We start from the raw sequence: 25,313 nt of genomic DNA, 5'->3' as shown, positions 1-25,313 counted from the left end.
CTGACGGACGTGGCTCTCCAAAATTCTGACCCGTGGGAGATGGAAGATCAGAATTTCAAATTGAGCCCAGCAAAGTACGACCGGCCGATCACGTCGTAATAGAGGGCGTTGGTAACGTATGAGATCGGGTATGGCGGCTTGGCGTCGGCGAGGTTGCTGACACCGAAGCGTGCGGTCATGCCGGGGCGGAACTCCCAGTGCATCGCCACGTCGTGCTGCCAGTATTCGTCGACACCGAGAATGTCGCGATTCTCGATCGTGTAGGTGCGGTCGAACACGGCCGAGCTGACATAGCGCGTCGTCCAGTTCACGCCGACGGGACCCCAGTCGTAGCGCACGTCGATCTTGCCGCCCCATTTCGGCGCCTGCGCACCGCTGCCGCTGCCCGACACGACATTGTCGCCATGGACCGCGTCATAGGAGAAGCCAGTCACCGAGGTCGCGAGGCTCTGCGTGTGGTTGAGGCTGAGCGTCACGCCCAGACGGCCCGGATCGCCGGCAAAGATCTTGTCCAGCGGCACCTGGTAATCGAGCACGAAGTTCTGCCCGTAATACTTGATGAAGCCCGCATTGACGTAGCCGGTGCGCGCGGTCGCAAGCTGGGCCTGGCTGTCGCGCGTGAAGTTGCTGCACGAAGCGGCACCCGCCGGCGAGTCATAGCAAGTGCGCAGGATGGTCGCGAGATCGAAGGTGACAATCGCGTCCTGCACGTTGAAGCGCACCCAGTCGGCCGTGAAAGTCAGGCCCGGCACCCAGCGCGGTTGCGCGACGAAGCCCGCCGACCACGACGTCGAATGCTCGTTCTTGAGCTTCGGATTGCCGCTGTTGATCGAGTTCACGACGCTGGCGTTCTGGCCCAACGAGGTGAGCGAGAAGTTCGACGGCAGACCCAGCGAACGGAACAGCGCCTGGCAATTCGCCGTACGCTGACCCGGATTGGCACCCGCATTGATGTTGCGCGCGTCGCACGGATCGATGCCGGAGGTCAGCGACGACGAAGCTGGCAGGAACAGTTCGACCAACGACGGCGTGCGGAAGGTGTTGCTGCGCGTGCCGCGCAGGCTGAAATCTTCCGTGACTTTCCACTTGGCGCCGAGGCTCCAGGCATTGTCGGTGCCCGCGATCGAGTGATCGACGTAGCGGCCCGAGCCGCTGAATTCGAGCGCCTGCACGAACGGCAAGGTGAAGTTGCCGCCCAAAATCGGAACCACGGTTTCGCCGTAGATTTCCTTGGTGTCGTAGTCGCCTTTGACCGACGCGATCGCGATGTCGCGACCGATGCCGTTGGCTGCATTCGCATTCGGCGTGAAGGCGGCGCTGTCCTTGCGATATTCGAGGCCGGTGACGAACTTGACCTTGCCGCCCGGCAAGGTGACGACGTCGCCGCCGATGCTGCCGAGATAGTTGAACTGGTGGTTGGTGTAGCTGCGTTCGAACAGCGCCGACACATAGTCGCGCGCCGCCTGGCTCGGCGAACCGGCGCCGAACAGATTCAGCGGCTGGCAGCCGGCGATGTCGGGATTGGTCGAAGTCGGATTCTGCAAGGTCGAATTACAGACGATCTGCCCGTTCGGTGCGCGCACCGCATCGACCGCCAAATTGAAGCGGTTGGCGTTGACGCCGTAGCTGCGGAAATAGCCGCTGCCATAAGCGTGGTTGGCCGACACGTTCCAATAGAAGTCGCGATCGAAGGCGCGGAAGTCGCCGTCGAGCGCCAACACGCCGCGATAGATTTCGGTGCCGGCGGACACTGCCGAACCGTCCGGCACCAGATCCATGCTGGCGCGGCTGAGGAAGAAGGTCGACGCGCCCTGGTTGTTGAGGATCGTGCGCGCCTGATCCGACAGGAACGGATTGGCCGTCGTCATGCGGATCGGGCCGTTATTCCCGGTCAGCAGCGCGGTGTTGAAGATGCCTTGGTTGACCGGCTCTTTCGCGCGCGTGCTCGAGTACGAAAACTCGCCGCTCAGACGGACATTGTCGGCGATGTCGTACGAACCGATCGACGACACGTTGGTCCGGCGCACACCCGTCACCAGCGACGTCACGTCGGCAAGACGATAGCCGTCGCCGCCCGAGCTGAAGGCTGGCTGGTAGTAGGTGCCGATATTGTAAGGGATCAACTGACCGCCCGGGCCGAACAGCGCCGGCACGGTGCCGCTGCCATTGGGATTCGGCATCGTCAGGATGAAATTTGGCAGCGGCGCAGGCGCGCGGAACGGAACGCCGCCGACGCTGAATTCGATGAACCGGTGATCGGGCACAGTGATCTGCGCCGGAATACCATCGGTGTTGCTGGTGTTGCGCGGGTTGGAGACGGTCGTCAGGCCCGCGGCGCTCCAGTCACGCGACATGGCGGTGAGCGAACCGGTCCAGGCATGTTCGGCGCTGACCGCGAAATTGCCGCGTCCATCGGCGAAGTCGAAACCGATCGTGCCGCGCTCGCGCCGCGTCGGATAATCGTCGCGATCCGAAATCCCGTATTGGAAGTCGAGATCGACGCCGGTGAACCTCTTTTTCAGAATGATGTTGACGACGCCCGCGACGGCATCGGTGCCGTAGACAGCGGCGCCGCCCGCTTCGACCACTTCGATCCGGTCGATAAAGCCGGTCGGAATCGTGTTCAGGTCGACCTGGTTGCCCGGCGTGCCGGTGGCGCTGGGCGGATTGCTGCTGATGTAGCGGCGACCATTCACCAGCACCAAGGTGCGCTGCGTGCCCAGGTTGAACAGGTTCAGGTAGTTGCGGCCGGTGGCGCTGTCGCCCTGATCGCCGCGCGGCGCCTGTGGCATGCCGGCGATCGGCAATTCGTTGATCGCGTCGGCGATGTTGGTGATGCCTTTGCGCTCGATCTCGGCCGCGGTCACGGCCTGCACCGGCGCCGGCGTCTCGAGATTGCTGCGGCGAATGCGCGAGCCAGTGACCACGATTTCTTCGGTCTGCGTTGCGGCGGCTTGCGCGAACGCGTCGCCGGCAAAGCCACATGTCAGCGCGACCGCGCTGCATGCCGCAAACAAAGTGCGTCCCGTCGTCTTCCGCATGACTGCCCCCGCTAGCGCCGGTCATTGCCGGCTATCCCTGATTCCTGCCCGGTGCCGGTTCCGCGGTTGCGGTCCTGCAATTCCAAGCCCGTCCCATTATCGCGAGGCTGCGGAGTTTTTCTTGTCGAAGACGGGGACGCTTCGCGGCTTGCGTGCAAGTTTTATTCGCGGCGCCTTGCGTCGCAGAAGGATTATGCGCCCGCAACCAACGGTGATTCCCGCATGACCGGCGGCTTCTGCCTTGCTCGGCAACCGGCGCGGCGGCGCCTACAGCGAGGCTGCACATAAATCGTGCGCGGCTGCGGGCGAACAGGCAGAAGAACGCAAGAAACTTGTGCGTCCTGCCCGCTACGATCTGCCCGCTGCCAATTGGCTTTGAAGGGCGTCGAACATGCGCGCGCTGCTCCCCACCATTCTGCTGCTGCTTCTGCTGTCGGGTCCCGCCGGCGCCGCCGCTGACGAAGCGCCCCGTCAATTCACCGCCAAGCGCGAAGGCACGTTCGGCGGCCAGAAGCTGCGCTATCAGGTGATTTCGGGCGACACGATCCTGGCCGACGACAAAGGTCAGCCGCGCGCTGCGATCTTTTCCTTCGCCTACATCAAGGATGCGCCCAAAACCGAGCAGACCACGCGTCCAGTGCTGTTCGTCTACAATGGCGGCCCTGGCAGCGCGTCGCTGTGGTTGCATCTCGGCACGTTCGGGCCGCGCCGCGTGAAGATGGCCGATCCGGTGCACCCGCCGACCACGCCGCCCTTCGCGCTGGAAGACAATCCGTTCTCGATTCTCGACGCGGCCGACATCGTGCTGATCGATCCGGTCGGCACCGGATTCAGCCGGATCTTGTCGGCCGGCAAACCGGAGCAATTCTACGGCACCGAGCAAGACGCCAAAGCGACCGTCGAATTCATCGAAAGCTGGACGCGCGCCAACAATCGCTGGAACGCGCCCAAATATCTCGTCGGCGAAAGCTACGGCACGGTGCGATCGGCCGTGGTTGCGAAAATGCTGATGGGCGGCCCGATGAGCGGCAATGCGCGCCTCGGCGCCATCACGCTCAACGGGATCGTACTGCTGGGACAGGCGCTGACGCTCGGCAGTGACGGCGAAGCGACCTACGCAACCAATCTCGCTTCGATGGCGGCCACCGCCTGGTATCACAACAAGATCGATCGCAAAGGCCGGTCGGCGGACGAGGTCGCAAGTGAAGCGGCACGTTTTGCCGGTGATGCCTATTTGAAAGCCTTGTTCGCAGGCGATCGCCTCGACGCCGCCGAACGTGCGCGCGTCGCCGACACGATGGCGGCGTTGATCGGCATTCCGGCGGCGGAAATTCTGAACCGCAATCTGCGCATCGAGATGGGCGAGTTTCGTTCGCTGCTTCTCAAGACCGAGAGTCAGGAAATCGGCGCCTACGATTCGCGCTATGTCTACAAAGGCAAACCGGCGGGTGCTGCCGACGCGGTCGCCGACGATCCCGCCATGGGCCAGTACACGCCGTCTTTCATCGCCGGCATCAACCAGTATCTGCGCGACGAGCTGGGGATCAACATCAACGCCAGCTACGAAACCATCGCGTTCGGCGCAGTCAACGAGAAGTGGGCCTACACCACGCCGACATCCGGTCGCGTGCAGATCGCGACGCCGGTGCAATCGCTGGCCGCCGCCATGCGCCGCAACGAGAAACTGCGCCTGTTCGTCGGCACCGGCCTCTACGATCTCGTCACCACGGTCGGCAAGGCCGACTACATGATCGCGCATGCGGGCCTGCCGCTCGATCGCGTTACGGCCAAAACCTATCCGTCGGGCCACATGGCCTATCTCGGCGACGACAGCGCCGCCAAACTCGCCAGCGATCTGCGCAGCTTCATCAACGAGTCGAAATGATCATCAAATCCTTGCTGCTCGCGGCGCTGCTCGCGACCGCCACCCCGCCGCTGCTGGTTCCCGGCGACGAGCCTGTCGTCGTCACGCAGCACCAGCTCAAAACCGCGCGTGGCGCGTTGGCCTACGAAGCACGCACCGGGCGCATTCCAATCCGCAACGACGAAACCGGCGAAGTGCGCGGGCATATCTTCTTCATCGCCTACACGGTGAAGAGCAGAACGCCACGGCCGCTGACCTTTGCCTGGAATGGCGGACCGACCTCGGCCTCGTATCTGCTGCATACCGAAGTGCTGGGACCGCGCCGCATCGAAGGCGCCAAGTTCGTCGATAACGCCGAGACGCTGCTCTACACGACCGACCTGGTTTTCATGGATCCGGTCGGCACCGGTTTCAGCCGCACCGCCAAGCCCGAATTCGACAAAGAATTCCTCTCGACCTTGGGCGACTTTGCGGCGACGGCAGAATTCATCCGCGCCTATCGCGTGCGCTTCGGCGTCGAACAGCAGCCGTTCTTTCTGCTGGGCGAAAGCTATGGCACCTGGCGCGTCAACGGCACGACCGAGCTGCTGACCAAGCGCGGTGAGAACGTCGCGGGCGCAATCCTGATTTCGGGCGGCATTCCAGGTTCGCAGATGCCGGTCGAATTCAACGACGCCTTCTATGCCGTCGCGCGCACCGCGTCGGCGTTCGAACATAAACGGCTCGCACCCGACCTCATGCGCGATCGCGCCGCGACCTTGAAACAGGCCGAAGACTGGGTCGAGAAGACGTATCTGCCGGCGCTGCAGAAGAAGAACGAGCTGACCGACGCCGAGCGCGAAAAGATCGCGCAGGATCTGGCGCGTTTCACGGGCGTCAAACCGGAACAGATCGACCGCAAGACCCTGGTCATGTCGAACCGCGACTATCTGCGCGGCTTCTTCGACGGCGACAAAGACCGCGTGCTCAATACCTACGACATGCGCATCGCGGGAGCGCAGAAGGACGAGCCCGGCCGCGCCCAGGCGATCGTGTCGTACTTGCGCGACGAGCTCGGCTATCGCACCGACCTCGCCTATACCGGCCTCGAAGACGGCTACATGCCGACGCCAGGCCCGGCGCGGCGCAGCACCGGCAGCCGTTGGGTCTACGACCATACCGAGATCACGCCCGAGCTGATGGCGCGCATGCAGGGCGGTGGCGGACCGCCCGCGTCGCAGCCTTGGCTGCAGAATGCGATGCGCAGCAACAAGGCGCTGCGCGTGTTCGTCGGCGCCGGCCAGTACGACTCGCTGAATATGTGCGCGGGCAATCTGCGCATGACGGCCAAGCTCGAACCCGATCTCGCCGGCCGCTTCACCAACCGCTGCTACGAAGGCGGCCATATGATGTATCGCGACCAGCCAACGCGCCTGGCGCTGTCGAAAGACCTCGAGCGGTTTATTGCGGAGTCGGCGAAGAAGTGATGATCGGCCCTCTCGCGTCGCGCAAAGAATTCGCGCTCGACGGTACCTTCCTCAACGCCGCCTACGCGCATCCGCTGTCGGCGACGGCGCGCGCGGCGATGCAGCGCTATACCGAGCGACGCGGCACGCAGATCCGCACGCCCGACATCGAAACGCGATCCCTACGCACTGAAGCAAGGCGTCTATTCGCGCAGCTGATCGGCGCGACGGTCGGCGAGATCGCCTTCGTGCCCTCGACCATGGTCGGCGAGAATCTGGTGGTTGGCGCGCTGGGCCTGCCCGGCAGCAACGCGCATGTCGTCACCGACATCTATCACTTCCAGGGTTCACTCTATCTCTACCGGGCGTTGGCCGAACGCGGCCTGCGCGTGACCGTGCTGGGCGCACGCGACAACCGCATCGATATGGAAGAGCTGGCAGCCGCGATCGGACCCGACACGAAACTCGTCGCCCTGTCGCTCGTCTCAGCCTTCAGCGGCTTTCAGCATGATTTGAAGCGCGTGTGCGAGATCGCCCATGCGCGCGGCGCGCTGGTCTATGCCGACATCGTGCAGGCGGCCGGCGCGATCCCGATCGACGTCAAGGCAAGCGGCGTCGATTTCGCGGCCTGCGCCACCTACAAATGGCTGATGGGCGATTTCGGCGTCGGGTTTCTCTATGTGCGCGACGCGCATGTCGAGCAGCTGCAGCGCACCTTGCACGGCTATATGCAGATCGCCGACTTCACCTATCACCAGTTCCCGTACGATCCGCCCGGTGACGAGCTGTACGACGTGCGTGCCTCGACCGACATCGACGGGCACGTCCATGTCGGCACGATGGCGCACGCACCCGCGGTTGCGGTGGCGGCGTCGCTGGAAAAGATTCTCGAACTTGGCGTCGACCGGATCCAGCAGCATCGCCAGCCGCTGATCGACCGGCTGCAGGCCGAGTTGCCGAAGCTGGGCTACGAGCCGTTGACCTTGCCCGGCACGACCTCACCCGTCGTCGCCTTCGCGCTGCGCGACGCCGCGGCGCGGCTGCAGCAGCGATTGGATGCAGCCTCGATCAACATTCAGACCTATCCCAACCGCATCCGCATCTCGCCGTCTGTGTTCAACGACATGACGGATATCAATCGGCTGCTCGACGTGCTTTCCGGCAACAGGACCTGACATGCGTACGCTTCTCTGCGCCACCTTCTGCCTCCTGGCGACCGCGGCACATGCCGACGATGCGCCGAGCCTGCGCATCAAGCTGCGCCCCGTGCTGGAAAACGGCATCGCCAGCGGCCTCGACGTCGAAGAGCGAATCTCGAAAACCACCGCGCTGACCATGCCGGCGTCGATCGGCCCGCTGCTGCGCATCGCCGATCGTGTCACCGACCTTGCCGCCAAAGACGCACAAGGTCCGATCGAGCTTGTGATGTCGGAGTCCGACGCAAGCGGCGGAACACTCGGTGGCATCAAGCGCAGTTGGCGCTTCGCGCGTCCGCCCGCGGGCGAGATCACCGTCACCTACCGCGTCGCTGTCTCGAAAGAGATGTCGACCGGCCCCGCCTACGAGCTGCGTTCGGAAGCAAAGGGCATCAGCGGCCAAGGCCAGGCGTTTCTGGTGCTGCCCGACAGTAACGACGACTACAACGTTGAAATCACCTGGGACGGTTTGCAGCCGGGCGAACAGTCGCTGACCTCCTATCCAGCACCCAAGGCCGATCGCGCGATCCCGTTGGCGCGGCTGCGCACGTCGTTCTTCATGGCCGGCGCGCTCGACTCGACGCCGAAAGATCTCAGCACCGCCGGCCCGTTCCGCGCTGCCTCGACCGCCGACATTGCCGACCCCGCGACGCTGCTGGCCTGGACCGCCGACGCTTACGAAAAGATGTTCCGCTTCTTCGGCCTGCCGAACGAGCCGACCTTCACCGTCATGTATCGCACCAACATGTTCGGCTCGATCAGCGGCGTCGCTGGTCCGGAAGCGTTGGTTTCGACCATCGCGCGGCAGACACCGACCGAGCAGGTGCACGGGCTGCAGACGCACGAGATGGTGCATGTCTTCATCACCGCGCTGGAAGATACCGGCAGCACCGGTGGCTGGTTCACCGAAGGAACCGCCGTGCATTTCCAGCGTCGCTTCCCGCTTGCCGCGGGCCTGGCAACGCCCGACGAGTTCCTGCGCGACGTCAATCACACGATGCGCCGCTACTACGCCAATGTGCGCAACACGCTGCCGATGGCGGACGCGATTGCGATGTTCTGGACCGACGCGCGCGGCCGCGTGCTGCCCTACGATCGCGGCTCAATCTATTTCGCCGATCTCGACGCCAAGATCCGGGCGACCAGCAAAGGCAAGCGCCGCCTGGACGACGTCATCCGCGAATTCCTTGCGGCACGTCGCGACGGCAAGCCCGCAACCATCGAAGCCTGGCTGGCCGTGGCCGAGCGCGAAATCGGCAAACAAGCCCGCGCCGACTATCAGGCGCTGCAGGACGGCAAAGTCTTCGTGCTGCCATCCAACGCATTCGGCCCGTGCTTCAAGCGCGTCGACACCAACCTGCCGGTGTTCGAGCTGGGCTTTGCGATGAAAAGCCTGACCGTCACACCGCGCGTGATTGCCGATCTCGACCCCGCCTCGCCTGCGGCAAAAGCCGGCGTGCAGAATGGCGACAAGATCGTTGCCCCCGTGACCTTGGACAACGCGCAGACCGATCCCGCCAAACCGATCCTGCTTAAAATCGATCGCAACGGGCAGCCGCTCGAGATCAGCTTCAAGCCCGAGGGCGCGAAGAAGAAAGGCTATTTGTGGGAACGCGTGCAGAGCGTGCCGGACGCGAAGTGCGCCCAATGAAAAGCAACTTGAAGAAGGGCATCAACCTGCCCGCCGTCATCGCGCTGGGCCTCGGCACCGCAGTCGGCGTTTCCATTTTCTCGGCGCTTGGTCCTGCCACTGCGATTGCAGGCCCGGGCATGCTCATCACCGTCGTGCTGGCGGCGCTGCCGGTACTGATCATGTCGATCAGCTACGCCTTCATGGGGTCGGCGGCGCCGACCTCGGGTGCGACCTACGAATGGTCGCGCCGGTTCCTGCATCCCTATCTCGGCTTCATTCTCGCGTGGATCCGCGTCATCAGCGCGATCGGTGCGTTGATGGTGCTGGCGCTCGTGCTGGTGCGCTATGTTTCGATGCTGATCGAGATCCCGGTCAAGCCGACCATGTTCTGCCTGTTTGCGATCCTCGCGACGATCCACCATTTCGGCGTCGATCTGGTTGCGAAGATTCAGACCGTGCTGATGTCGCTGCTGGTGGTAGCGTTCGTGATCTTCGCCGCGCTGGGTGCGCCATCGATCGACGCGGCCAACTTCTCGCCGCTGCTGGCGCATGGTTGGTACGGAATCATCACCGCGATCCCGCTGCTGCTGGGACTGTTCGCCGGTTTGGAATCGGCGTGCGAAGTCGGCGACGAAGTTGCCGACGGGCGCCGGCAAATCCCGATCGGCATCGCGGTCGCGACCATCTCGGCGCTGCTGCTCTATCTGATGATTGGCGCGGTCAGTTTGGGTGTGCTGGGCGCGGACGGGCTGGCCAACAGCAAGGCGCCGCTGCTCGACACGGCGCGGCAGTTTGCGGGGCCGGCTGCGGTGCCGATGATCGTCGCGATGGCGGTGATCGCGATGGGCAAATCGCTGAATGCGATTTTCATGATCTTCAGCCGCAGCATCTTCGCCATGGCGCGCGCCAACGCGTTGCCCGAAGCGCTGGCCAAGATCCATCCGCGCTGGGGCACGCCCTATCTCGCAACGCGGCTTGTCTTCGCGCTGTGCTGCATCGGCCTGTTGTTGCCGATGGACCTGACCTTCCTGTTCATCGCGGTGAATATCGTCGGCGTGATCCAGTCGGCGGCGATCTGCTACATCGCGGGTCACGTCGTGCGCCGCCATCCCGATCTCTATGACGGCGCGTCGTTCAAGTTCGGCCGCACCACGATGATCGTCTTCTCCTGGGCTGGCGTCGGCGTTGCGGTGATCCTGGGCGCGATCGGACTCGAGACCGACTGGAAGCCGTATCTGCTGCTGGTCAGTTGGGGCAGCGTCGGCACGGTGTTTTATCTGGCGCGGCAACGGCGGAAGATTGCCCCCGCCGTCGCATGAACAAGGGCGCCGTGCTTTCGCGCGGCGCCCTTCTTGTTTCGCGACCTGCCCCTCAATCGCCGAGATCGTGTTCGTCGTCCTCGCCAAAGCCGGTGCGCGTACCGGTGAAGGCGCTGCTGGCCGCGTCGCGCTGACTTGCAGCCGCACTCTTGACCGGCTCGGTCACGGACGGCGGCGTGGCGAAGGATTTGATGTTCAGCGCTTCGTAGATTTCCTGCGGGAAATAGATCACACCGTCTTTCATCACCATGCGGATCTGGCGCACCGCGCTGATGTCCTTTGACGGATCGCCGACAGTCAGAAAAAAGTCCGCGCGCTTGCCGCGTTCGACCGAGCCATATTGCTGGTCGCGCACCATGTACTGATCGGCGTCAAAACTCGCCATGCGCAACACCTCGCCGGCCGGGATGCCGGCTTTGACGTACAGCTCGAGCTCGCGATGCAAGGTGAAGCCGGTCATGTCGTCGGTGCCCGGCCACAGCTTGATGCCTTCTTTGTGCAGCAAGGCCATCGTCGCCAGGATCTTGTCGAACGCCTTGAAATACTGCGCATCCTCGGCCGCATCTTTGAGCGGCACGAAGGTGCGTTTGCGATAGCGCTGATAGCCGATCGGCGCGTGATCGAGATAGGCCTGGTCGCCAGCCTGCACCGTGCCGGCGCGGCTCAACATCAGCCGTTCGAGAATGACCGTCGTCGTGTCGAGGCCGGCATTCTTCTTTTTGAACAGATCGACCGTCTTGCGCACCTTGGCGCTGTTGAGATCCAAGGTCGCGGCGCGTGCCATCCCGGTCAGGCGCAACGGCGTGCGCGTATCTTCTTCGGGCGCCAGCAACCAGCCCAGCATCAGCTGGTTGATGTGCGAGATCTCGTTATAGCCGTCGGCCAGAACGCGATCGGGATTGTCGAACGCAGGCACGTGGCCGACCGTGCGCATGCCGATGCGTTTCGCCTCGGTCGCAAACGGCGCCACCCAGTCCGGGTTCATCGAGTTGTAGATCTTGATCTGGATGTAGCCGCGGTCGCCGTACCAATCGACGTTGCGGAGTCCTTCGGCGATCGATTCTGGAATAAAGCCGTTGCGCGCCGAATAGGGGCTGCGGCCTTCCAGGAAGCCCGATGGAATGATCGACGGGCCGGGCAGCTCGCCCGCATCCAGCCGCTTCATCAAATCCAGCAACACCGTGTTGTCGTTGCCCATGTCGCGCACCGACGTGACGCCGGCGGCGAGATAGAACGGCCCCGACCACAGCGAGTTGTGCGAATGCATGTCGTGCAGGCCCGCGACCAACGTGCCGCCTTGCCCGTCGACGATGACTTCGTCGCTCGGGTTGGTTGCTTTCGCATCGGGTTCGATCGTGGTGATGCGGCCACGGAAGACGACCACCGACATGGCGTCGGCCGTCTTCTTGGTTTTTGGATCGAAGATCTTGACGTTCCGGATGCGGATCGGCGCGTCGTATTTATGCGCGATCTTCTGCTGCACCAGCTGCAGCTTCTCCAGGCTCAGCTGTTCGCCCAACGACCGCAGCGATTTGAAACTGTCTTCAAAGCCTTCGCGCACCGCGAGCGAGCCGCCCAGCTTGGCGAACAGTTTGCCTTGCTTATCCAGCAGCAGAAATTCCGGCACCATGTCGATGCCCGCCAGCATGTAGGCGTCGACCGTCGCCGTATTGGCGCCGTCGCCGACTTTCACTTCGCGGATTTTTTCCAGCCGCAGATTGCCGGCGGGCAGCACGTCGAGCGTATTGCCCGGCGCTTTCAACAGGGCAGCGGCGTAGAGTCCCGAACTATACGGGCTTGGATCGTTGGCGACGTAGAGCTTGGCTGCCGGCGCATCGACCGAACCTTTGTCGGCCTGCGCATCCCATTCAGCCTTGCCGTTTTCCCAGCGCATCTTTTCGTGCACGCCGCCGCCCATCAGCGACGTGCCGTCGATTGTCCATTCGACCGGGATGCCGCCCTCGTTCAGCACCAGATGTTCTTTGTGCTTGGGGCCGCGGCCGTTGTTGTCGACGGCATAGTCGATGTCGATCGCGCGCCCATTGCTGGTCGCGACCACGAAGCCAACTTTCTCGTTGTTGGCGAGAATCGAGAAACGTTCGACCGTCTGCGCCGAGGCGCTGCCCCAGATGCAGGACGCGACCAACACCAGCCCCAGTTGCCGAACCATCTTCCCGCCTCCGCTTGGCATTCATCTGCGCGTATCGCATGTCCACGCACTGGCAATTGTAATCAAGATCGCGGGGAAATCTTTGCGTTCTATCTGCCAAGACCGCAGGATGCTGCAAACATTATGCGGCGGACTGAAGGGACCTGGTTTTTTATGTCTGACGATCTCGACGCGATCGATCTGCGCATTCTCGAACATCTGCAGCAGGATGCGTCGCTGTCGACCGCTGAACTTGCTGACAAGATCGGCCTGTCCCAATCGCCCTGCTGGCGCCGCATCCAGCGGCTGCGCGACGAAGGCTATATCAAGCGGCAGGTTGCGATCCTCGACCGCACCAAGCTTGGCCTCGACATGCAGATCTTCGCGCAGATCAAAGTCGGCCGGCTCGACGACACCGAACGGGCTGCGTTCGAGCGGTCGATCAACAACGTGCCCGAGATCGTCGAATGTTATTCGGTGTTCGGCGAGCTGGATCTGATGATCAAAGTCGTGGCGCCCGACGTGCGCTGGTACCAGGAATTCGTCTTCGACACGCTGATGAAACTTCCCGGCGTGCAGGACGTGCGCTCGGTGATGACCTTGTCCGAGATGAAATACACCACTGCTATGCCGCTGCCGCGCAAAGGCGGCGCGCGCACGGCGGCCGCGAGCAAGAAACGCTAGCGCGTCACGAAGGCGCGCACCGCTTTGTTGAAGGTCGCGAGATTGTCTTCGCCGCTATAGACGCCGTGCGGACCCGCGAAATAGACCGCGGTCAACCGGTCGGCCGGGATGCCGTCCTGATCCAATGTGTAGCGGCCGGCATAGGCCGGCGTCGTCAGGTCGTAATACCCAGCCGACCAGAACAGACGCAGCTTGGGATCGGCCTTCATCGCTTCACCGATATAGGCGATCACATCTTTGTTGCCTTCGTGATCCCACTTGGCGTTGGCGGCGAAATTGACGCCGATATAGGTCTCGCCGTTGCTCGGGAATTTCAGCTGCCCGGTCAGATACTGGCCGAGCGCCGGGCTGGGCACCGCGCCGATGCTTTCCGGTGTCGGCGCTGGCGCACCCGCGACGCGTTTCGGTGCAACGCCCAAGGAAGGATCGTCGATGCCGCCCTGCGCGCCCTCTTCCAACGGTGCGGTCACGCGCATGTCCAACATGCCGGTGCGCAGAGTCTTGTCTTTGAGCAGGTTGAACATGAAAACGTTCTTCGAGACGCGCAGGTTTTCGCGCTCGATCAGATCGGCAGGCAGACCGATCAAGGACGACATGCGCTTCGCGATGCGCGCACGGTCCGGCGCCGGCAGGCTGGAGCCGCGCACCAACGCTTCGAGATAGTCCGTGCGCGCAAACTTGACCGCTTCGTCGTAGATCTGTTCGACCGTGCGACCGCGCCGGTCGATCTTCTGATGGAACCACGCGCCGGCCGCCATCGTCGGTAGCGCGGCAACATACGGCATTTCACGGCCGCTGGTGTCGCCCACCATCGCGACCAGCAGGATGCCGTCGAACGTCAGGGCCGGCGCGACTTTGGTCAGCATCGCCGCGCGCACCGTGCCGTAGCTTTCGCCCATCACGAAACGCGGCGAGGCTTCACGTTTGTTGGCCTTGAGCCAGTCGGCGATCACGGTCTTGACCGCAATCGCGTCACCCGTGCGGCTGTACCATGGTTTGGGATCGACGCCCGGGAACGGACGCGCAAGGCCGGTGCTGACCGGATCGATGAAGACCAGATCACACGCGTCGAGCGGGCTGTACGGATTGGGACGGAACGAAGCATCGTCGCGCGGCGCTTTGTCGGGACGCAGTACCGGCCCCAGTGCGTTCATGTGCAACGGCGACGACGATGCGCCCGGGCCGCCATTGAACAGAAACAGGACCGGCCGCTTGGCCGCGTCTTTCACGTCGCTGCGCGTGTAGGCGATGGTGACGATCGCAGCCGCGTCCTTGCCGCTGGCGTCCTTGAGGAAATTCTCCGCCACCGTCGCGGTGTAGGGAACCGTCTGGCCGTTGAACTTGCCCTCATGCTGCGTGACGGCGACAACGGGCGCGCGATCCTGCGCCAGCGCGCTGGTGGCAAATGTCAACGCAACCAAGATCAGCGGAAATTTCATCGACACGACTCCGGACAATCCCACGGTGAAGCGTAACCGCGTGGCCCGACAAGTTCTTTGCGTTGTCATGCCCGCCGCGCGTGGCCGCAACCAGTTTTAGTCGAGCGGCCCACATCGCCCGCATTGCATATGCGCTAGACGACCTGCCCTGCGCTCCAGCCTGACGACCACGCCCATTGGAAATTGTAACCACCGAGCCAACCGGTGACGTCGACGACCTCACCGATGAAATAGAGGCCGGGCACCGATTTCGCCGCCATCGTCTTGGAGTCGAGCGCATGCGTATCGACGCCGCCCAACGTCACCTCGGCCGTGCGATAGCCTTCACTGCCTTGCGGCTTCACGCGCCAGTGATTGACCGCGGCATCCAGCTTGCGCAGCAGCGCGTCCGACGCGTCGGCGAGATTGCCCGTCGCACCCGCATCGTCGGCGATGCGCTGCGCCAAGCGCTTGGGAAGAATCGTGCTCAAGAAGGTCGCCGGTGCTTGCTTGCCGTGGTCGCTGCGGGCGCGGCGCAGCGTCTCGAACACATCCATGCCCGGCGCCATCGCGATGTCGATCTCGTCGCCTTCGCGCCAGTAGGACGAGATCTGCAGGATCGCAGGACCGCTCAAGCCGCGATGCGTGAACAACATCCCTTCTTTGAAGCTGGCCTTGCCTGCGCGCACGACAGCGTCGACCGCCACGCCCGCCAACGGCACGATTCTTTCCAAGGTCGCTGGATCAAAGGTCAGCGGCACCAACGCGGCGCGCGTTTCGGTGACCGGCACGCCGAATTTCTGCGCCACCTCGTAACCGAATCCGGTGGCACCCATTTTCGGAATCGATTTTCCGCCCGTCGCGATCACCAGCGACGCAGCGCGAACCTCGTCGCCGCGCGACAGCGACAGGTCGAAACCTTCGTCGCTCTTGCGCAAATCGGCGACGCTGGTGCCGAGCTGCAGCGTGACGTTCGCCGCCTGCATCTCGGCCAGCAGCATTTCAATGATCTGTTTGGCCGAGCCGTCGCAGAACAGCTGCCCCAAGGTCTTTTCGTGCCAGGCAATGCCGTAGCGGTCGACCAGCGCGATGAAATCGCGCTGCGTGTAGCGGCTCAGCGCCGAACGGCAGAAATGCGGATTGCCCGACAGGAAATTCTGCGGCGACGCATGCAGGTTGGTGAAGCTACAGCGCCCGCCGCCCGAGATGCGGATCTTTTCACCCGGTGCAGCACCATGTTCGAGCAGCAGAACCGAACGGCCACGCTTGCCCGCCTCCGCCGCACAGAACATGCCGGCGGCGCCGGCGCCGACAATGACGACGTCGTATGACTTCACGAAATTTCAGTCAGTCCGAGGCGCTGGCGGTACAACACGCTCGCAGCGGCGAGATCCTGCACGATATGGCCGATCGATTTGTAGAGCGTGACGTCGGCTTGCGACGTACGGCCGGGCTTGCCGCCCAGCACTTCGCCAATCTCGGCGACGACGTGATCGTCGGTGATGACGCCCTGTTCTTTGGCTTTCTGGAATTCGGAATATTGCGCGGTGGCGGCCCGGCTTTCAGCGAAGAAGCGCACGCGCTGCACCAGCTTGGTGTCGATCTCGATCGGGCCGATGCCGCTCGAGCCCACGACATTGATATGCGTGCCGTCGCGCACCCAGTCGCTGAACAGAATCGGTTCGCGCGCGCCGGTGACGGTGCAGATAATGTCGGCTTGCTGCGCCGCTTCTTTGCCGTCGGTGGTTGCGGTCACCGGCAGGCCGATCGCAGCCTGCGCCTCGGCCGCGAAGGCCTGTGCGTTCGCCAGGGTTCGGCCCCACACGACCACACGCGATAGATCGCGCACGCAGGCGATCGCCTCGATATGCGAACGCGCCTGCATGCCGGCGCCGAAGATGGTCAGCACCGACGCATCCTTGCGCGCCAGCGCATCGGTCGCAGCCGCGCTGGCGGCAGCGGTGCGAATGCGCGTGATCTGTTCGGCGTCAGCGAGGCAGACGGGAAATCCGTTCTCGCCTTCGAACAGCAAGACGAAGCCGCGATGGGCGCTGCGCGTCGGCCGGTCCTTGTCGTGAAAGACGCTGAGAATCTTGGCGCCGAAGAAATCATCCAGGCCCAACGCACCGGGCATCACGCCGAACGCTTTGTGATCGCCGACCGGAATGATCGTGCGCAGAACTTGTCGCGTGCGGCCTTGCGACAGCGCGATCATCGCGTCGCGCACCACCTCGATACAGTCGGGATAGGACAGGCTGGCCGAGACTTCGTCGCCATCAATGACCATCGGTGCGGGTGCGTTCATGCTTTTCCTCAAGATCGAACGCGCATCCTACCCGACGATTGCTTGAAATAAAGGATCCGGGCCGGACCGCAGCTATGCACACCGCAATCGGGCAGATCTGACGCGGGTTTTTGCATCATCAGTTGTACCGGCGCCGTGCACGCGGTGCGTTGCGCGATTCGAACGACGGCACGCCGCGTCCAAATTGGGTTCGTGCCCGATGCAAAACGCAATCTTACGCCGGTGCAAATGCTTGCCTGAATGCGCCGGCCACGTCGATCTTCGTGGCGCGTACGAAAAGGCCGAATGGCGCTGCGTTACGTGTTGATACATGAGGGAGCGTGACGAATGCGGACTGTTCTTCCGGCGGGCGCGAAGCCCGTCCTTGCTGCGTTGCTGCTGGTGTTGACGAGTTCTGCGGTCGCCGTTGCGCGCACGCCCGACTTCACCGTGGAGCAATTGCTCAGTTCGCCGTTTCCCTATGACTTGATCGCAGCGCCCAAAGGCGGGCTGGTCGCGTGGGTCTATGAAGATCACGGCGCGCGCAACATCTGGGTGTCGGAAGCCGGCGGCGGCAAAGCGCGCAAGATCACCAACTACAGCGGCGATGACGGCACCGATCTCGGCGAACTGACCTGGGATGGTGACGGCAAGACCGTGTTCTTCAGCCGCGGCGGTTCGCTGGAAGGCGGTGGCCCGGTCAACATCATGACGTCGCCCGCCGGCGCACCACCGCAAGTGATCTGGGCGGTGTCGGTCGATGGCGGCGAGCCGAAGCGGATCGGCGAAGGTCACACCGCAACCGTGTCGCCCAAAGGCGATATCGTCGCCTTCATCAACAACAACCAGGTCTGGACGGCGCCCATCACCGGCGCACAGCCGGCGACGCAACTGATCAAAGATCGCGGTCGCAACGCGCAACTGAGCTGGTCGCCCGACGGCAGCAAGCTCGCCTTCGTCAGCGGCCGCACCGATCACAGTTTTATCGGCGTCTATGACGTCGCCGCGAAATCGATCACGTGGCTGGCGCCCAGCGTCGATCAGGATCGCAGCCCAAGCTGGTCAGCCGACGGAACCAAGCTTGCGTTTCTGCGCATCCCGACCGGCGAAGCATTTCGTTTTGGTGCGCGTCGTGAATCGACGCCGTGGGCGATCGTGGTTGCCGATGCTGCAACCGGCGCCGGCAAACCAGTCTTCACCGCCAAGCGCGGCCGCGGCTCGGTGTTCTACGACACGATCGCGCGCAAGGGCGTGTTCTGGGTCGGCAACGATCAGCTCGTCTTTCCGTGGGAAGAAACTGGCTGGCTGAATCTATATGTGATGCCCGCTGCAGGCGGCACGCCAAGGGTGCTGACACCCGGCGCGCATGAAGTCTTCAACCTGTCGCTCAGCCCGGATCAGTCGAAGATCGTCTATTCGTCGAACCTCAACGACACTGATCGTCTGCATTTGTGGGAAGTGCCAGTCGCGGGCGGTGCACCGAAACAGCTCACCAGCGGAACCGCGATCGACGACTATCCCGTCCAGACCAGCGACGGAAAGATCGTTGCGCTGCACGGCGACGGACAAAATCCGTTGCGCCCGGTGCTGATCGACGGCGGTGCTGCAACCGATCTTGCGACCGGCGTGATCCCGTCCGACTTCCCGCTATCGAAACTGGTGCAGCCGCAAGGGGTCGTGTTCACCGCTTCCGACGGCGTGCAGGTGCACGGACAATTGTTCGTCCCGGCCAATAAGGCCGCGAGCACCAAAGGTCCGGCGGTGTTGTTCTTCCATGGTGGTCCCAGCCGCGAAATGTTTCTCGGCTGGCATCCGATGGACGCCTATTCGCACATGTATGCGATGAACCAGTGGCTCGCCGCCAACGGCTATGTCGTGCTGTCGGTGAATTATCGCAGCGGCATCGGCTATGGCATGGAGTTCCGCGAAGCGCTGAACAAAGGGCCGAGCGGCGCCAGCGAACACAAGGATCTGATCGCGGCGGTGAACTTCCTGCGCGCGCGCAGCGACATCGATCCCAAGCGCATCGGAAGCTGGGGCATTTCCTATGGCGGCATCATGACCGCGATGGGCCTGTCGCGAAATTCCGACCTGCTCGCAGCCGGCGTCGACGGTGCCGGCGTGCATAACTGGAAATCGACGTTGCCGCATCTGACGGCGCCGGGCGCCGATCCGGCGCAGGCGAAGATCGCCTATGAAGCCTCAGCGATCGCGACGACGGAGAAATGGAAGTCGCCGGTGTTGTTCATTCACGGTGACGACGATCGCAACGTCGCCTTTGCGCAGACGCCCGAGATGATTGCCGCGTTGCGCAAGCGGGCGCCGAGCGTGGAGATCGAACAGATCATCATCCCGAACGAGATCCACAACTATCTGCGTTTCAACTCGTGGGTCGTCTTCACCAAGGCGATGGGTGAGTTCTTCGATCGCAAACTCGCCAACAAATAACGCTTAGGCGGGTTGAACCGCGGCCAGTGCCAGGCCGAAGCGATGGATGATTTCGTCCAGATCATCATCGCTGGCGGTCAGCGCGGGCGCGAGGAGTACATGCGCGCCGCGCTGCCCATCGAGAAAGCCGCCGATCGGATAGGAGACGAGGCCTGCATCCAGCGAGGCGCGGCGGAAGCGACTCGCCATCGCGACGCCGTCGGCGATCGGCGCGTTGTCGGTTCGATCTTCGACGAGTTCGACGCCGACAAACAGGCCACGGCCGCGTATGTCGCCGACCATCGGATGCTGTCCCAGTCGCTGCGTAAGCCGCGCTTGAAATTGCACTCCGGCAAGTGCGGCGCGTTCGTCCAGCCGATCGCGTCGCACTTTCCGCAGGACGGCGCGTGCAGCGGCTGCGGCCGTCGCATGGCACATATAAGTGTGACCGTGCTGGAAAACGCCACTGCGCGCGATGGTGCGGTAGATCTCATCGCGCACCAACACGGCACCGATCGGCTGATAGCCCGCCGCCAGTCCCTTCGCCAGCACCACGATGTCGGGAACGATTCCTTCCTGTTTGTAAGCGAACAGCGAGCCCGTCCGCCCCATACCGCACATGACCTCGTCGAGGATCAACATGATGCCATATGCGTCGCAGATTTCGCGCACGGCCCGGAAGTAGCCTGCGATCGCGGGCACCGCGCCCAGCGACGCGCCGACAACCGGCTCGGCGATGAACGCCATCACGTTCGTCGGCCCGGCCTCTTCGATGCGCGCACGTAGGTCCGTGATCAGCCTGGCGAGATAGGAGCCGTCGCTTTCGCCGTCCTGCTGGTCGCGGAACGGATAACAGCGCTCGGCGAAGACGTGCGGCGTCAGCAGCGGCGCGTAGAGCTCGCGGCGGCCGGGATTGCCGCTCACCGACAAGGCACCCAGCGTATTGCCATGATAGGAATTGCGCCGCGAAATCACTTTGTGGCGACCTACGTCGCCCCGCGCCACGAAATATTGGCGCGTCATTTTGAGCGCCGTTTCGGTCGCCTCTGAACCGCCCGACACGAAATACGCGTATGCGAAGTCGCCTTCGGACGCTGCGATCAACTCATCTGCCAAGGACTCTACCGCGCGCGACGTGAAGCTTCCGCTGTGTACGAAGGCGACTTCGTCGAGCTGTTGTTTGATTGCATCGATGATCTCGGCATCACCATATCCGAGACCGCAAACCGCCGCGCCACTGGCTCCATCGATATAGGTGCGGCCATCAAGTGCGGTGATACGCAGCCCAACTGCGGACGCCACGGCTGGATATTCGACGTCGGGCGTGCGGTGGAAGACATGCGTCATGATCGCCCCTGGAGGTCGTGCGCAGCGAGCAAAACATACGCCGCTGCTTGCCGCAAAGACGCATGTGCGACGGTGGCGGGCAGGCAGCCATGACACAGTCGCACAGCAGTCCGATACCAGCGTTCACGCGTCGCGCGCGTTAGTTCGCCGGCATGACGAGGCGCAATGCGCGGCTTCCAAGCGGTGCGTTCGTCTTGTTGTCGACCACCACAGGTTCGATCGCTGCGCCGGTTTCGACGTCGATGAGATCGCTAATCTTGCCGGCGCCGTTGTGCTTGCGTCCCCACGCGGCGATGACATGCAGCACTGGTAGAAAATCGCGCCCCGCTTCGGTCAGCTGATACTCGTCGCGCGGCGGCGTCTTGCTGTAGCGCACTTTCTTGAGCAGCCCGCCTTCGGTCAGCGCCTTCAACCGTCGCGTCAGAATGTTGGGCGCAACGCCGAGGCTGGTGCGGAACTGTTCGAACCGCGTCAGGCCGAGGCTCGCATCGCGCAGGATCAACATGCTCCAGACGTCCCCCACCCGGGCCAGGCCGCGGCTGATGGGACAAGTCCCGGTCGAAAGTTTGTCGTTGTCCATTGCAAAAAGATAGTGACCCGCCTATGTCTCCGCAAGCGTCACTATCGAAAAGCAAGTGACCCGGCGACGCGCGGGCCCACGGAGATGACAATGAGCAATTCCAAGACCTTAATTGGCACCGCCCTGGTCACTGGCGCCTCGGCCGGCATCGGCGCCACCTATGCCGACCGGCTGGCCCGCCGGGGCTATGACCTGATCCTGGTCGCGCGCGACGCCGGGCGGATGGAGGCGTTGGCCGGGAAACTGCGGACCGAGACGGGCCGCAAGATCGAAGTCCTGCCGGCCGACCTCACCAAGGCCGCCGACCTGGCCAAGATCGAGGCGCGCCTTGCGACAGATCCCGCGATCACCTTGCTGCTGAACAATGCTGGCATCTCGCTCAACGGCAGCCTGCTCGACAATGACGGGGCCAAGCTGGAGCAGCTGATCGCGCTCAATATTACGGCGCCGACCGTGTTGGCTTCGGCAGCGGGCAAGCAATTCGTGGCCAAGAAGAGCGGCGCGATCGTCAACATCGCGTCGGTGCTGGCGGTCGCACCCGAACTGTTCGACGGCGTCTATAGCGGCTCGAAAGCCTACATTCTGAATCTGACGCTCGGCCTCGCCGAGAAGTTGCAGGGCACCGGCGTCTATGCCCAGGCAGTGCTGCCGGGCGCGACCCGCACGGAAATCTGGGCCAAGTCGGGCAAGGACGTGAACGCCTTCCCCACCGACTGGGTGATGGAAGTCGACGATCTGGTCGACGCGGCGCTGGTCGGTTTCGACAAGCGCGAGACCGTCACCATCCCGCCGCTCGCCGACGAGTCGCAGTGGGTCGCGTACGAGACCGCACGCAAGGCGATGCACGGAGTCCTGTCGCGACGCGACGTCGCCGCGCGCTATCGGCAGAAGATCGCCGCCTGAATGTTCGAGGATTCGCGGGGCGCACAGGCGCCCCGCAATTCTTCTTTCGACAAAATTCCACAAGCCAATCCGGGACTTACCGCCGGAAGAATATCCGAAGAATTGCGCCTCGCTTTGCCTGCCTAGGCTGGGTTCGCCGCGACCAATTCCGGTCGTTGCGATGGATCGAACCCCGTCATGCGACCGGCCCTGCAGCAGCGAGACACACTTCCCGTGAGCTTCGTCACCAAGGTTCTCAATCCAAAGGCAGCCTGGCGGAACGCAGCCTGGCGGAAGACAAAGACGCGACTGGCGCCGACGCAGATGGCGGCGCGCACGCCCTTCGCCTTCACCTATGCCGGCTGGACGATCACCACGCCGCCGCCTGCCGTACCGGGCATGCGGAAATTCGCGCCGAGTCCGACCGCGCCGATGCGGATCCGATCCGCCGACGGCGCTTGGCTGCCGTCGCAGACCGTCACGCCGACCCATCCCGTCTCACAGCACGTGCGGGCCCATGTCGATGCAAGCGACGACGCTGAATTCTGGTTGCTGACCGCGCCGGACGGATCGTCGGTACCGCTGCGCTTTACGCTGGATCTGTCGGCGCTGCCGGCCGCGTCCAAGTGCGACGTCGCAATGACGCTCAACCTCGCCGCCTGCGCACCGGCGCCGCCGATGTTCTCGATCACGGTGAATGGGCGCGCGCTGAAGATCTACTATCCAACCGAAGCCAGCTGGGCGGCGCAGCACGTCTTCATCCCCGCCGACTTTCTGCAGCGCGGCGCCAACCAGATCGTGGTGACCCCGCTCGGCCGCTACTACGGAATTTGGCTCCAGTCGGTTCAGTTCGCGTCGCGCAGCGTTCCGATCTCGATCGGCGTGCAATGGCTGCAAATCTGCGCCGGTGAACTCGATCGCGGCGAAGCGATCGATCAGTCGGTCCGGTTGACGCACGGCACGCCAATGACCGATTCCCAGATCCGGGCCTTCGCCAAACAGTTCGACATCGATGTCGAAGGAAGCGGCATCGAAAGCCTGTTGGCCGCGCTCAGCACGCATCTCGCAGCGCGCTTCTCGTTTGACGAACGAACCGGCGGCTCGGTGCCGATCGAGCGCGACACAACCGCCATCTATGCGTTGAAGATCGCGCGCCGCGCGCGCGACGACGAGCCGCTGACATTCCAAGTCTGGCAGCTCGCGCTCGTCTACGAGGCGAATGGATGCCAGCTGGTGCACGCGCTTGGTCCACACGGGCCGATCGTCTTCCAGCAATTTCCCCCGCGCGTCTGAGCCAAGCGAATGGCTTTCCTGCATGCCAGCGAGATTCATCGCCGCGACGCGCGCACCGCGACGAGTTGGGTTCCCGCGATCGCCTATACGCGCGCGGTCGAGATTGGCGAGCATTTGCTGTCGTTGGCGATCCGCACCGGCGGCAGCGCTACATGGCGCGGACTTCTCGCCGAAGAAACCAGCGACGCATCCCCGATCATCGGCATCCTGGATTCAGATTTTTATAACGGCGCGACCGGGATCGGCGTGTTCTTGCTGGCGCTGGCCCGCAAGACCGGGCGCACAGATTTCCACGAGGTTGGGCAACACGCCTTCGTTCCCCTGCAACGCCGTCTCGCGACGCGACGCACCTTCGACCGTGAAGAGCGCATCTTCGGCGGCGCCGAGGGACTTACCTCGTGTCTCTATCCGCTTGTTCTCGGCGCAGCACTGGGCGACGCGCCGTCACTACGCGACAGCGCCGACCAACTCGCCGCGCAGCTGACACAGGCGCTGATCGAAACCGACCAGACGTTCGATCTGGCCGCAGGCGCCGCTGGCACAATTCTGGGTTTGCTGGCGCTGCACAGCGCAGGTCATCCGATCGGATTGGAGAAGGCGCATGCGTGCGGCTTGCATCTGCTGGCACACGCACCGCCGCCGAACGCACGAACAACGCAGGACAGTCTGACCGGACTCGCGCGTGGCGCGTCGGGCTTTGCACTCGCGCTCAACCGTCTCGGCCGCGCGTCCGGTCACGCCGCGTTCGCGGAAGCAGCCTTGGCGTGGGTCGCGTATGAAGATGCGCTGTTCGACAAGGCGCATGGCAATTGGCCGGATCGCCGCTTCGTCTCCGACGCGCAACCTGTCGCCGACTTCACCGCCTGCAGCTGGTGTCATGGTGCGACTGGCATCGGCTTCGCGCGGATTGGCATGGCGCAGCAAAGCGGGCTCGACGTAACCCGCGCAATCCGCCGCACCATCACCGAACCGCTCGCGGATAGTGACAGTCTTTGTTGCGGCAATTTCGGCCGGATTTCGTTTCTGCTCGAAGCCGGCATCCGGCTCGACCGGCCAGAGCTGATTGCGCAAGCGCGGGCCCGTGCGGCGCAGCTTCTCGCAGCGGACGCCGATACGTTTCCCAACCTGTTCGGCGACCGCGCGCAAAATCTTGGCTTTTTCCAGGGCGTGTCGGGCGTCGGTTACGAGCTGCTGCGCCTGTTGGATCCGCAGGACGCTCCGTGCGCGCTGTTGTGGGACGTCGAGGTCGGGATGCGCGCAGCTTCGCGGCGAGGAGCCGAATAATGCGCGCGCGACACAACAATCGCATCCCGCGCATTTCGATCATCCGCGGCGAGCTGGATTACGCGTCGACTCTGAACATCGAAGCGTGGCGCGCGCTGTTCCAGGCCAAGATCATCTTTCACAGCGGGTGCTCAGCCGAGGTTGCGCATTGGCTAACTGACTTCGCCAAAGCAGCTGAGATTGTCGATCTCGGTCTCGGCTTCGATCGCATGGGGCCACATCAACCGTATTTCCATCGAACGATGGCGACCGACATCGTCTTCGACGCGTATCTGCAAGGCGAAGTCGTGTTGGTCGAACCGGAGAAAAGCGGCGTCACGACGCTGATAACGGCGTTCATCATGGAAACCGCCGACATGATGGGCGTGCCCGTCCGGATCATTCCGGCTTCACTGCCGTCGACATCGGTGCCGACGGATTCACGTTCGAACGATCGCCAAGATCGCGGACGGTTCTAGCCGTCCCGC

Annotated in this window: 18 protein-coding genes; 11 read left to right on the top strand and 7 right to left on the bottom strand. The window is 63.4% G+C overall.

What is annotated here, in order from left to right; genetic code table 11:
• Nucleotides 1-47: 47 nt before the first annotated feature.
• On the bottom strand, nucleotides 48-3,041 hold the full coding sequence (locus TMPK1_RS19735) for a TonB-dependent receptor domain-containing protein (protein WP_420245250.1): 2,994 nt from the start codon (nucleotides 3,039-3,041) through the stop codon (nucleotides 48-50).
• Nucleotides 3,042-3,432: 391 nt separating this feature from the next.
• Between TMPK1_RS19735 and TMPK1_RS19730 the strand changes: the two genes are divergently transcribed.
• From TMPK1_RS19730 to TMPK1_RS19710, 5 genes are read left to right on the top strand one after another with little or no spacing between them, the layout of a single operon-like run.
• A complete protein-coding gene (locus TMPK1_RS19730; RefSeq protein WP_420245249.1) occupies nucleotides 3,433-4,926 on the top strand; it encodes a S10 family peptidase in 1,494 nt (497 codons plus the stop codon).
• Nucleotides 4,923-6,371: a S10 family serine carboxypeptidase-like protein gene (locus tag TMPK1_RS19725; protein WP_420245248.1), complete on the top strand. Its 1,449-nt coding sequence runs from the start codon at nucleotides 4,923-4,925 to the stop codon at nucleotides 6,369-6,371. Before TMPK1_RS19730 ends, TMPK1_RS19725 begins: the two co-directional genes overlap by 4 nt.
• Nucleotides 6,371-7,525 carry an aminotransferase class V-fold PLP-dependent enzyme gene (locus TMPK1_RS19720; protein WP_420245246.1) on the top strand — a complete coding sequence of 385 codons (1,155 nt, stop codon included), beginning with the start codon at nucleotides 6,371-6,373 and terminating at the stop codon, nucleotides 7,523-7,525. The genes TMPK1_RS19725 and TMPK1_RS19720 overlap by 1 nt, the downstream gene beginning before the upstream one ends.
• 1 nt (nucleotide 7,526) lies before the next feature.
• Nucleotides 7,527-9,197, top strand: a complete 1,671-nt coding sequence (locus TMPK1_RS19715; protein WP_420245245.1) for a M61 metallopeptidase family protein — start codon at nucleotides 7,527-7,529, stop codon at nucleotides 9,195-9,197.
• Complete coding sequence (locus tag TMPK1_RS19710) at nucleotides 9,194-10,498, top strand: APC family permease (RefSeq protein ID WP_420245244.1); 1,305 nt, start codon at nucleotides 9,194-9,196, stop codon at nucleotides 10,496-10,498. The genes TMPK1_RS19715 and TMPK1_RS19710 overlap by 4 nt, the downstream gene beginning before the upstream one ends.
• Nucleotides 10,499-10,550: 52 nt before the next feature.
• Here the strand turns inward: TMPK1_RS19710 and TMPK1_RS19705 are convergent, their stop codons facing one another.
• Nucleotides 10,551-12,668 (bottom strand): amidohydrolase family protein, encoded by a 2,118-nt coding sequence (locus TMPK1_RS19705; protein ID WP_420245243.1) that lies wholly within the window; start codon nucleotides 12,666-12,668, stop codon nucleotides 10,551-10,553.
• 153 nt (nucleotides 12,669-12,821) lie between these two features.
• Here TMPK1_RS19705 and TMPK1_RS19700 point away from each other — a divergent pair, with 153 nt between their 5' ends.
• Nucleotides 12,822-13,331, top strand: coding sequence for an Lrp/AsnC family transcriptional regulator (locus TMPK1_RS19700; RefSeq protein WP_420245241.1), 510 nt, complete (start codon nucleotides 12,822-12,824; stop codon nucleotides 13,329-13,331).
• Here the strand turns inward: TMPK1_RS19700 and TMPK1_RS19695 are convergent.
• From TMPK1_RS19695 to TMPK1_RS19685, 3 genes are all read right to left on the bottom strand, one after another.
• A complete protein-coding gene (locus tag TMPK1_RS19695) occupies nucleotides 13,328-14,770 on the bottom strand; it encodes a S10 family serine carboxypeptidase-like protein (protein ID WP_420245240.1) in 1,443 nt (480 codons plus the stop codon). The two genes, TMPK1_RS19700 and TMPK1_RS19695, sit on opposite strands and share 4 nt — an antisense overlap.
• A 134-nt stretch (nucleotides 14,771-14,904) precedes the next feature.
• Nucleotides 14,905-16,086: a BaiN/RdsA family NAD(P)/FAD-dependent oxidoreductase gene (locus tag TMPK1_RS19690; protein WP_420245238.1), complete on the bottom strand. Its 1,182-nt coding sequence runs from the start codon at nucleotides 16,084-16,086 to the stop codon at nucleotides 14,905-14,907.
• Nucleotides 16,083-17,054: an ornithine cyclodeaminase family protein gene (locus TMPK1_RS19685; RefSeq protein WP_420245235.1), complete on the bottom strand. Its 972-nt coding sequence runs from the start codon at nucleotides 17,052-17,054 to the stop codon at nucleotides 16,083-16,085. Before TMPK1_RS19685 ends, TMPK1_RS19690 begins: the two co-directional genes overlap by 4 nt.
• 327 nt (nucleotides 17,055-17,381) lie before the next feature.
• Between TMPK1_RS19685 and TMPK1_RS19680 the strand changes: the two genes are divergently transcribed.
• On the top strand, nucleotides 17,382-19,481 hold the full coding sequence (locus tag TMPK1_RS19680) for a S9 family peptidase (RefSeq protein WP_420245233.1): 2,100 nt from the start codon (nucleotides 17,382-17,384) through the stop codon (nucleotides 19,479-19,481).
• A 3-nt stretch (nucleotides 19,482-19,484) separates the two neighbouring features.
• Here TMPK1_RS19680 and TMPK1_RS19675 read toward each other — a convergent pair whose 3' ends face one another.
• Both TMPK1_RS19675 and TMPK1_RS19670 read right to left on the bottom strand, forming a co-directional pair.
• On the bottom strand, nucleotides 19,485-20,807 hold the full coding sequence (locus TMPK1_RS19675; RefSeq protein WP_420245231.1) for an aspartate aminotransferase family protein: 1,323 nt from the start codon (nucleotides 20,805-20,807) through the stop codon (nucleotides 19,485-19,487).
• Between the two features lie 139 nt (nucleotides 20,808-20,946).
• Complete coding sequence (locus tag TMPK1_RS19670) at nucleotides 20,947-21,387, bottom strand: winged helix-turn-helix transcriptional regulator (protein WP_420245229.1); 441 nt, start codon at nucleotides 21,385-21,387, stop codon at nucleotides 20,947-20,949.
• A 90-nt stretch (nucleotides 21,388-21,477) separates the two neighbouring features.
• Here TMPK1_RS19670 and TMPK1_RS19665 point away from each other — a divergent pair, with 90 nt between their 5' ends.
• The 4 genes from TMPK1_RS19665 to TMPK1_RS19650 all read left to right on the top strand — a co-directional run bounded on the left by TMPK1_RS19665 (nucleotide 21,478) and on the right by TMPK1_RS19650 (nucleotide 25,304).
• On the top strand, nucleotides 21,478-22,290 hold the full coding sequence (locus TMPK1_RS19665; RefSeq protein WP_420245227.1) for an SDR family NAD(P)-dependent oxidoreductase: 813 nt from the start codon (nucleotides 21,478-21,480) through the stop codon (nucleotides 22,288-22,290).
• Nucleotides 22,291-22,503: 213 nt separating this feature from the next.
• Nucleotides 22,504-23,562 carry a hypothetical protein gene (locus TMPK1_RS19660; RefSeq protein ID WP_420245225.1) on the top strand — a complete coding sequence of 353 codons (1,059 nt, stop codon included), beginning with the start codon at nucleotides 22,504-22,506 and terminating at the stop codon, nucleotides 23,560-23,562.
• A 9-nt stretch (nucleotides 23,563-23,571) separates the two neighbouring features.
• Entirely contained in the window at nucleotides 23,572-24,846 is a 1,275-nt protein-coding gene (locus tag TMPK1_RS19655; RefSeq protein ID WP_420245223.1) for a lanthionine synthetase LanC family protein, read from the top strand.
• On the top strand, nucleotides 24,846-25,304 hold the full coding sequence (locus TMPK1_RS19650; protein ID WP_420245221.1) for a hypothetical protein: 459 nt from the start codon (nucleotides 24,846-24,848) through the stop codon (nucleotides 25,302-25,304). The genes TMPK1_RS19655 and TMPK1_RS19650 overlap by 1 nt, the downstream gene beginning before the upstream one ends.
• The last annotated feature ends 9 nt before the right edge of the window (nucleotides 25,305-25,313 follow it).

The organism is Roseiterribacter gracilis (assembly GCA_018332375.1).
Classification (GTDB): Bacteria; Pseudomonadota; Alphaproteobacteria; order BOG-932; family Roseiterribacteraceae; genus Roseiterribacter; species Roseiterribacter gracilis.
The sequence above is the reverse complement of the archived record's forward strand: the minus strand, read 5'-3'. Positions and strand labels throughout refer to the sequence as shown.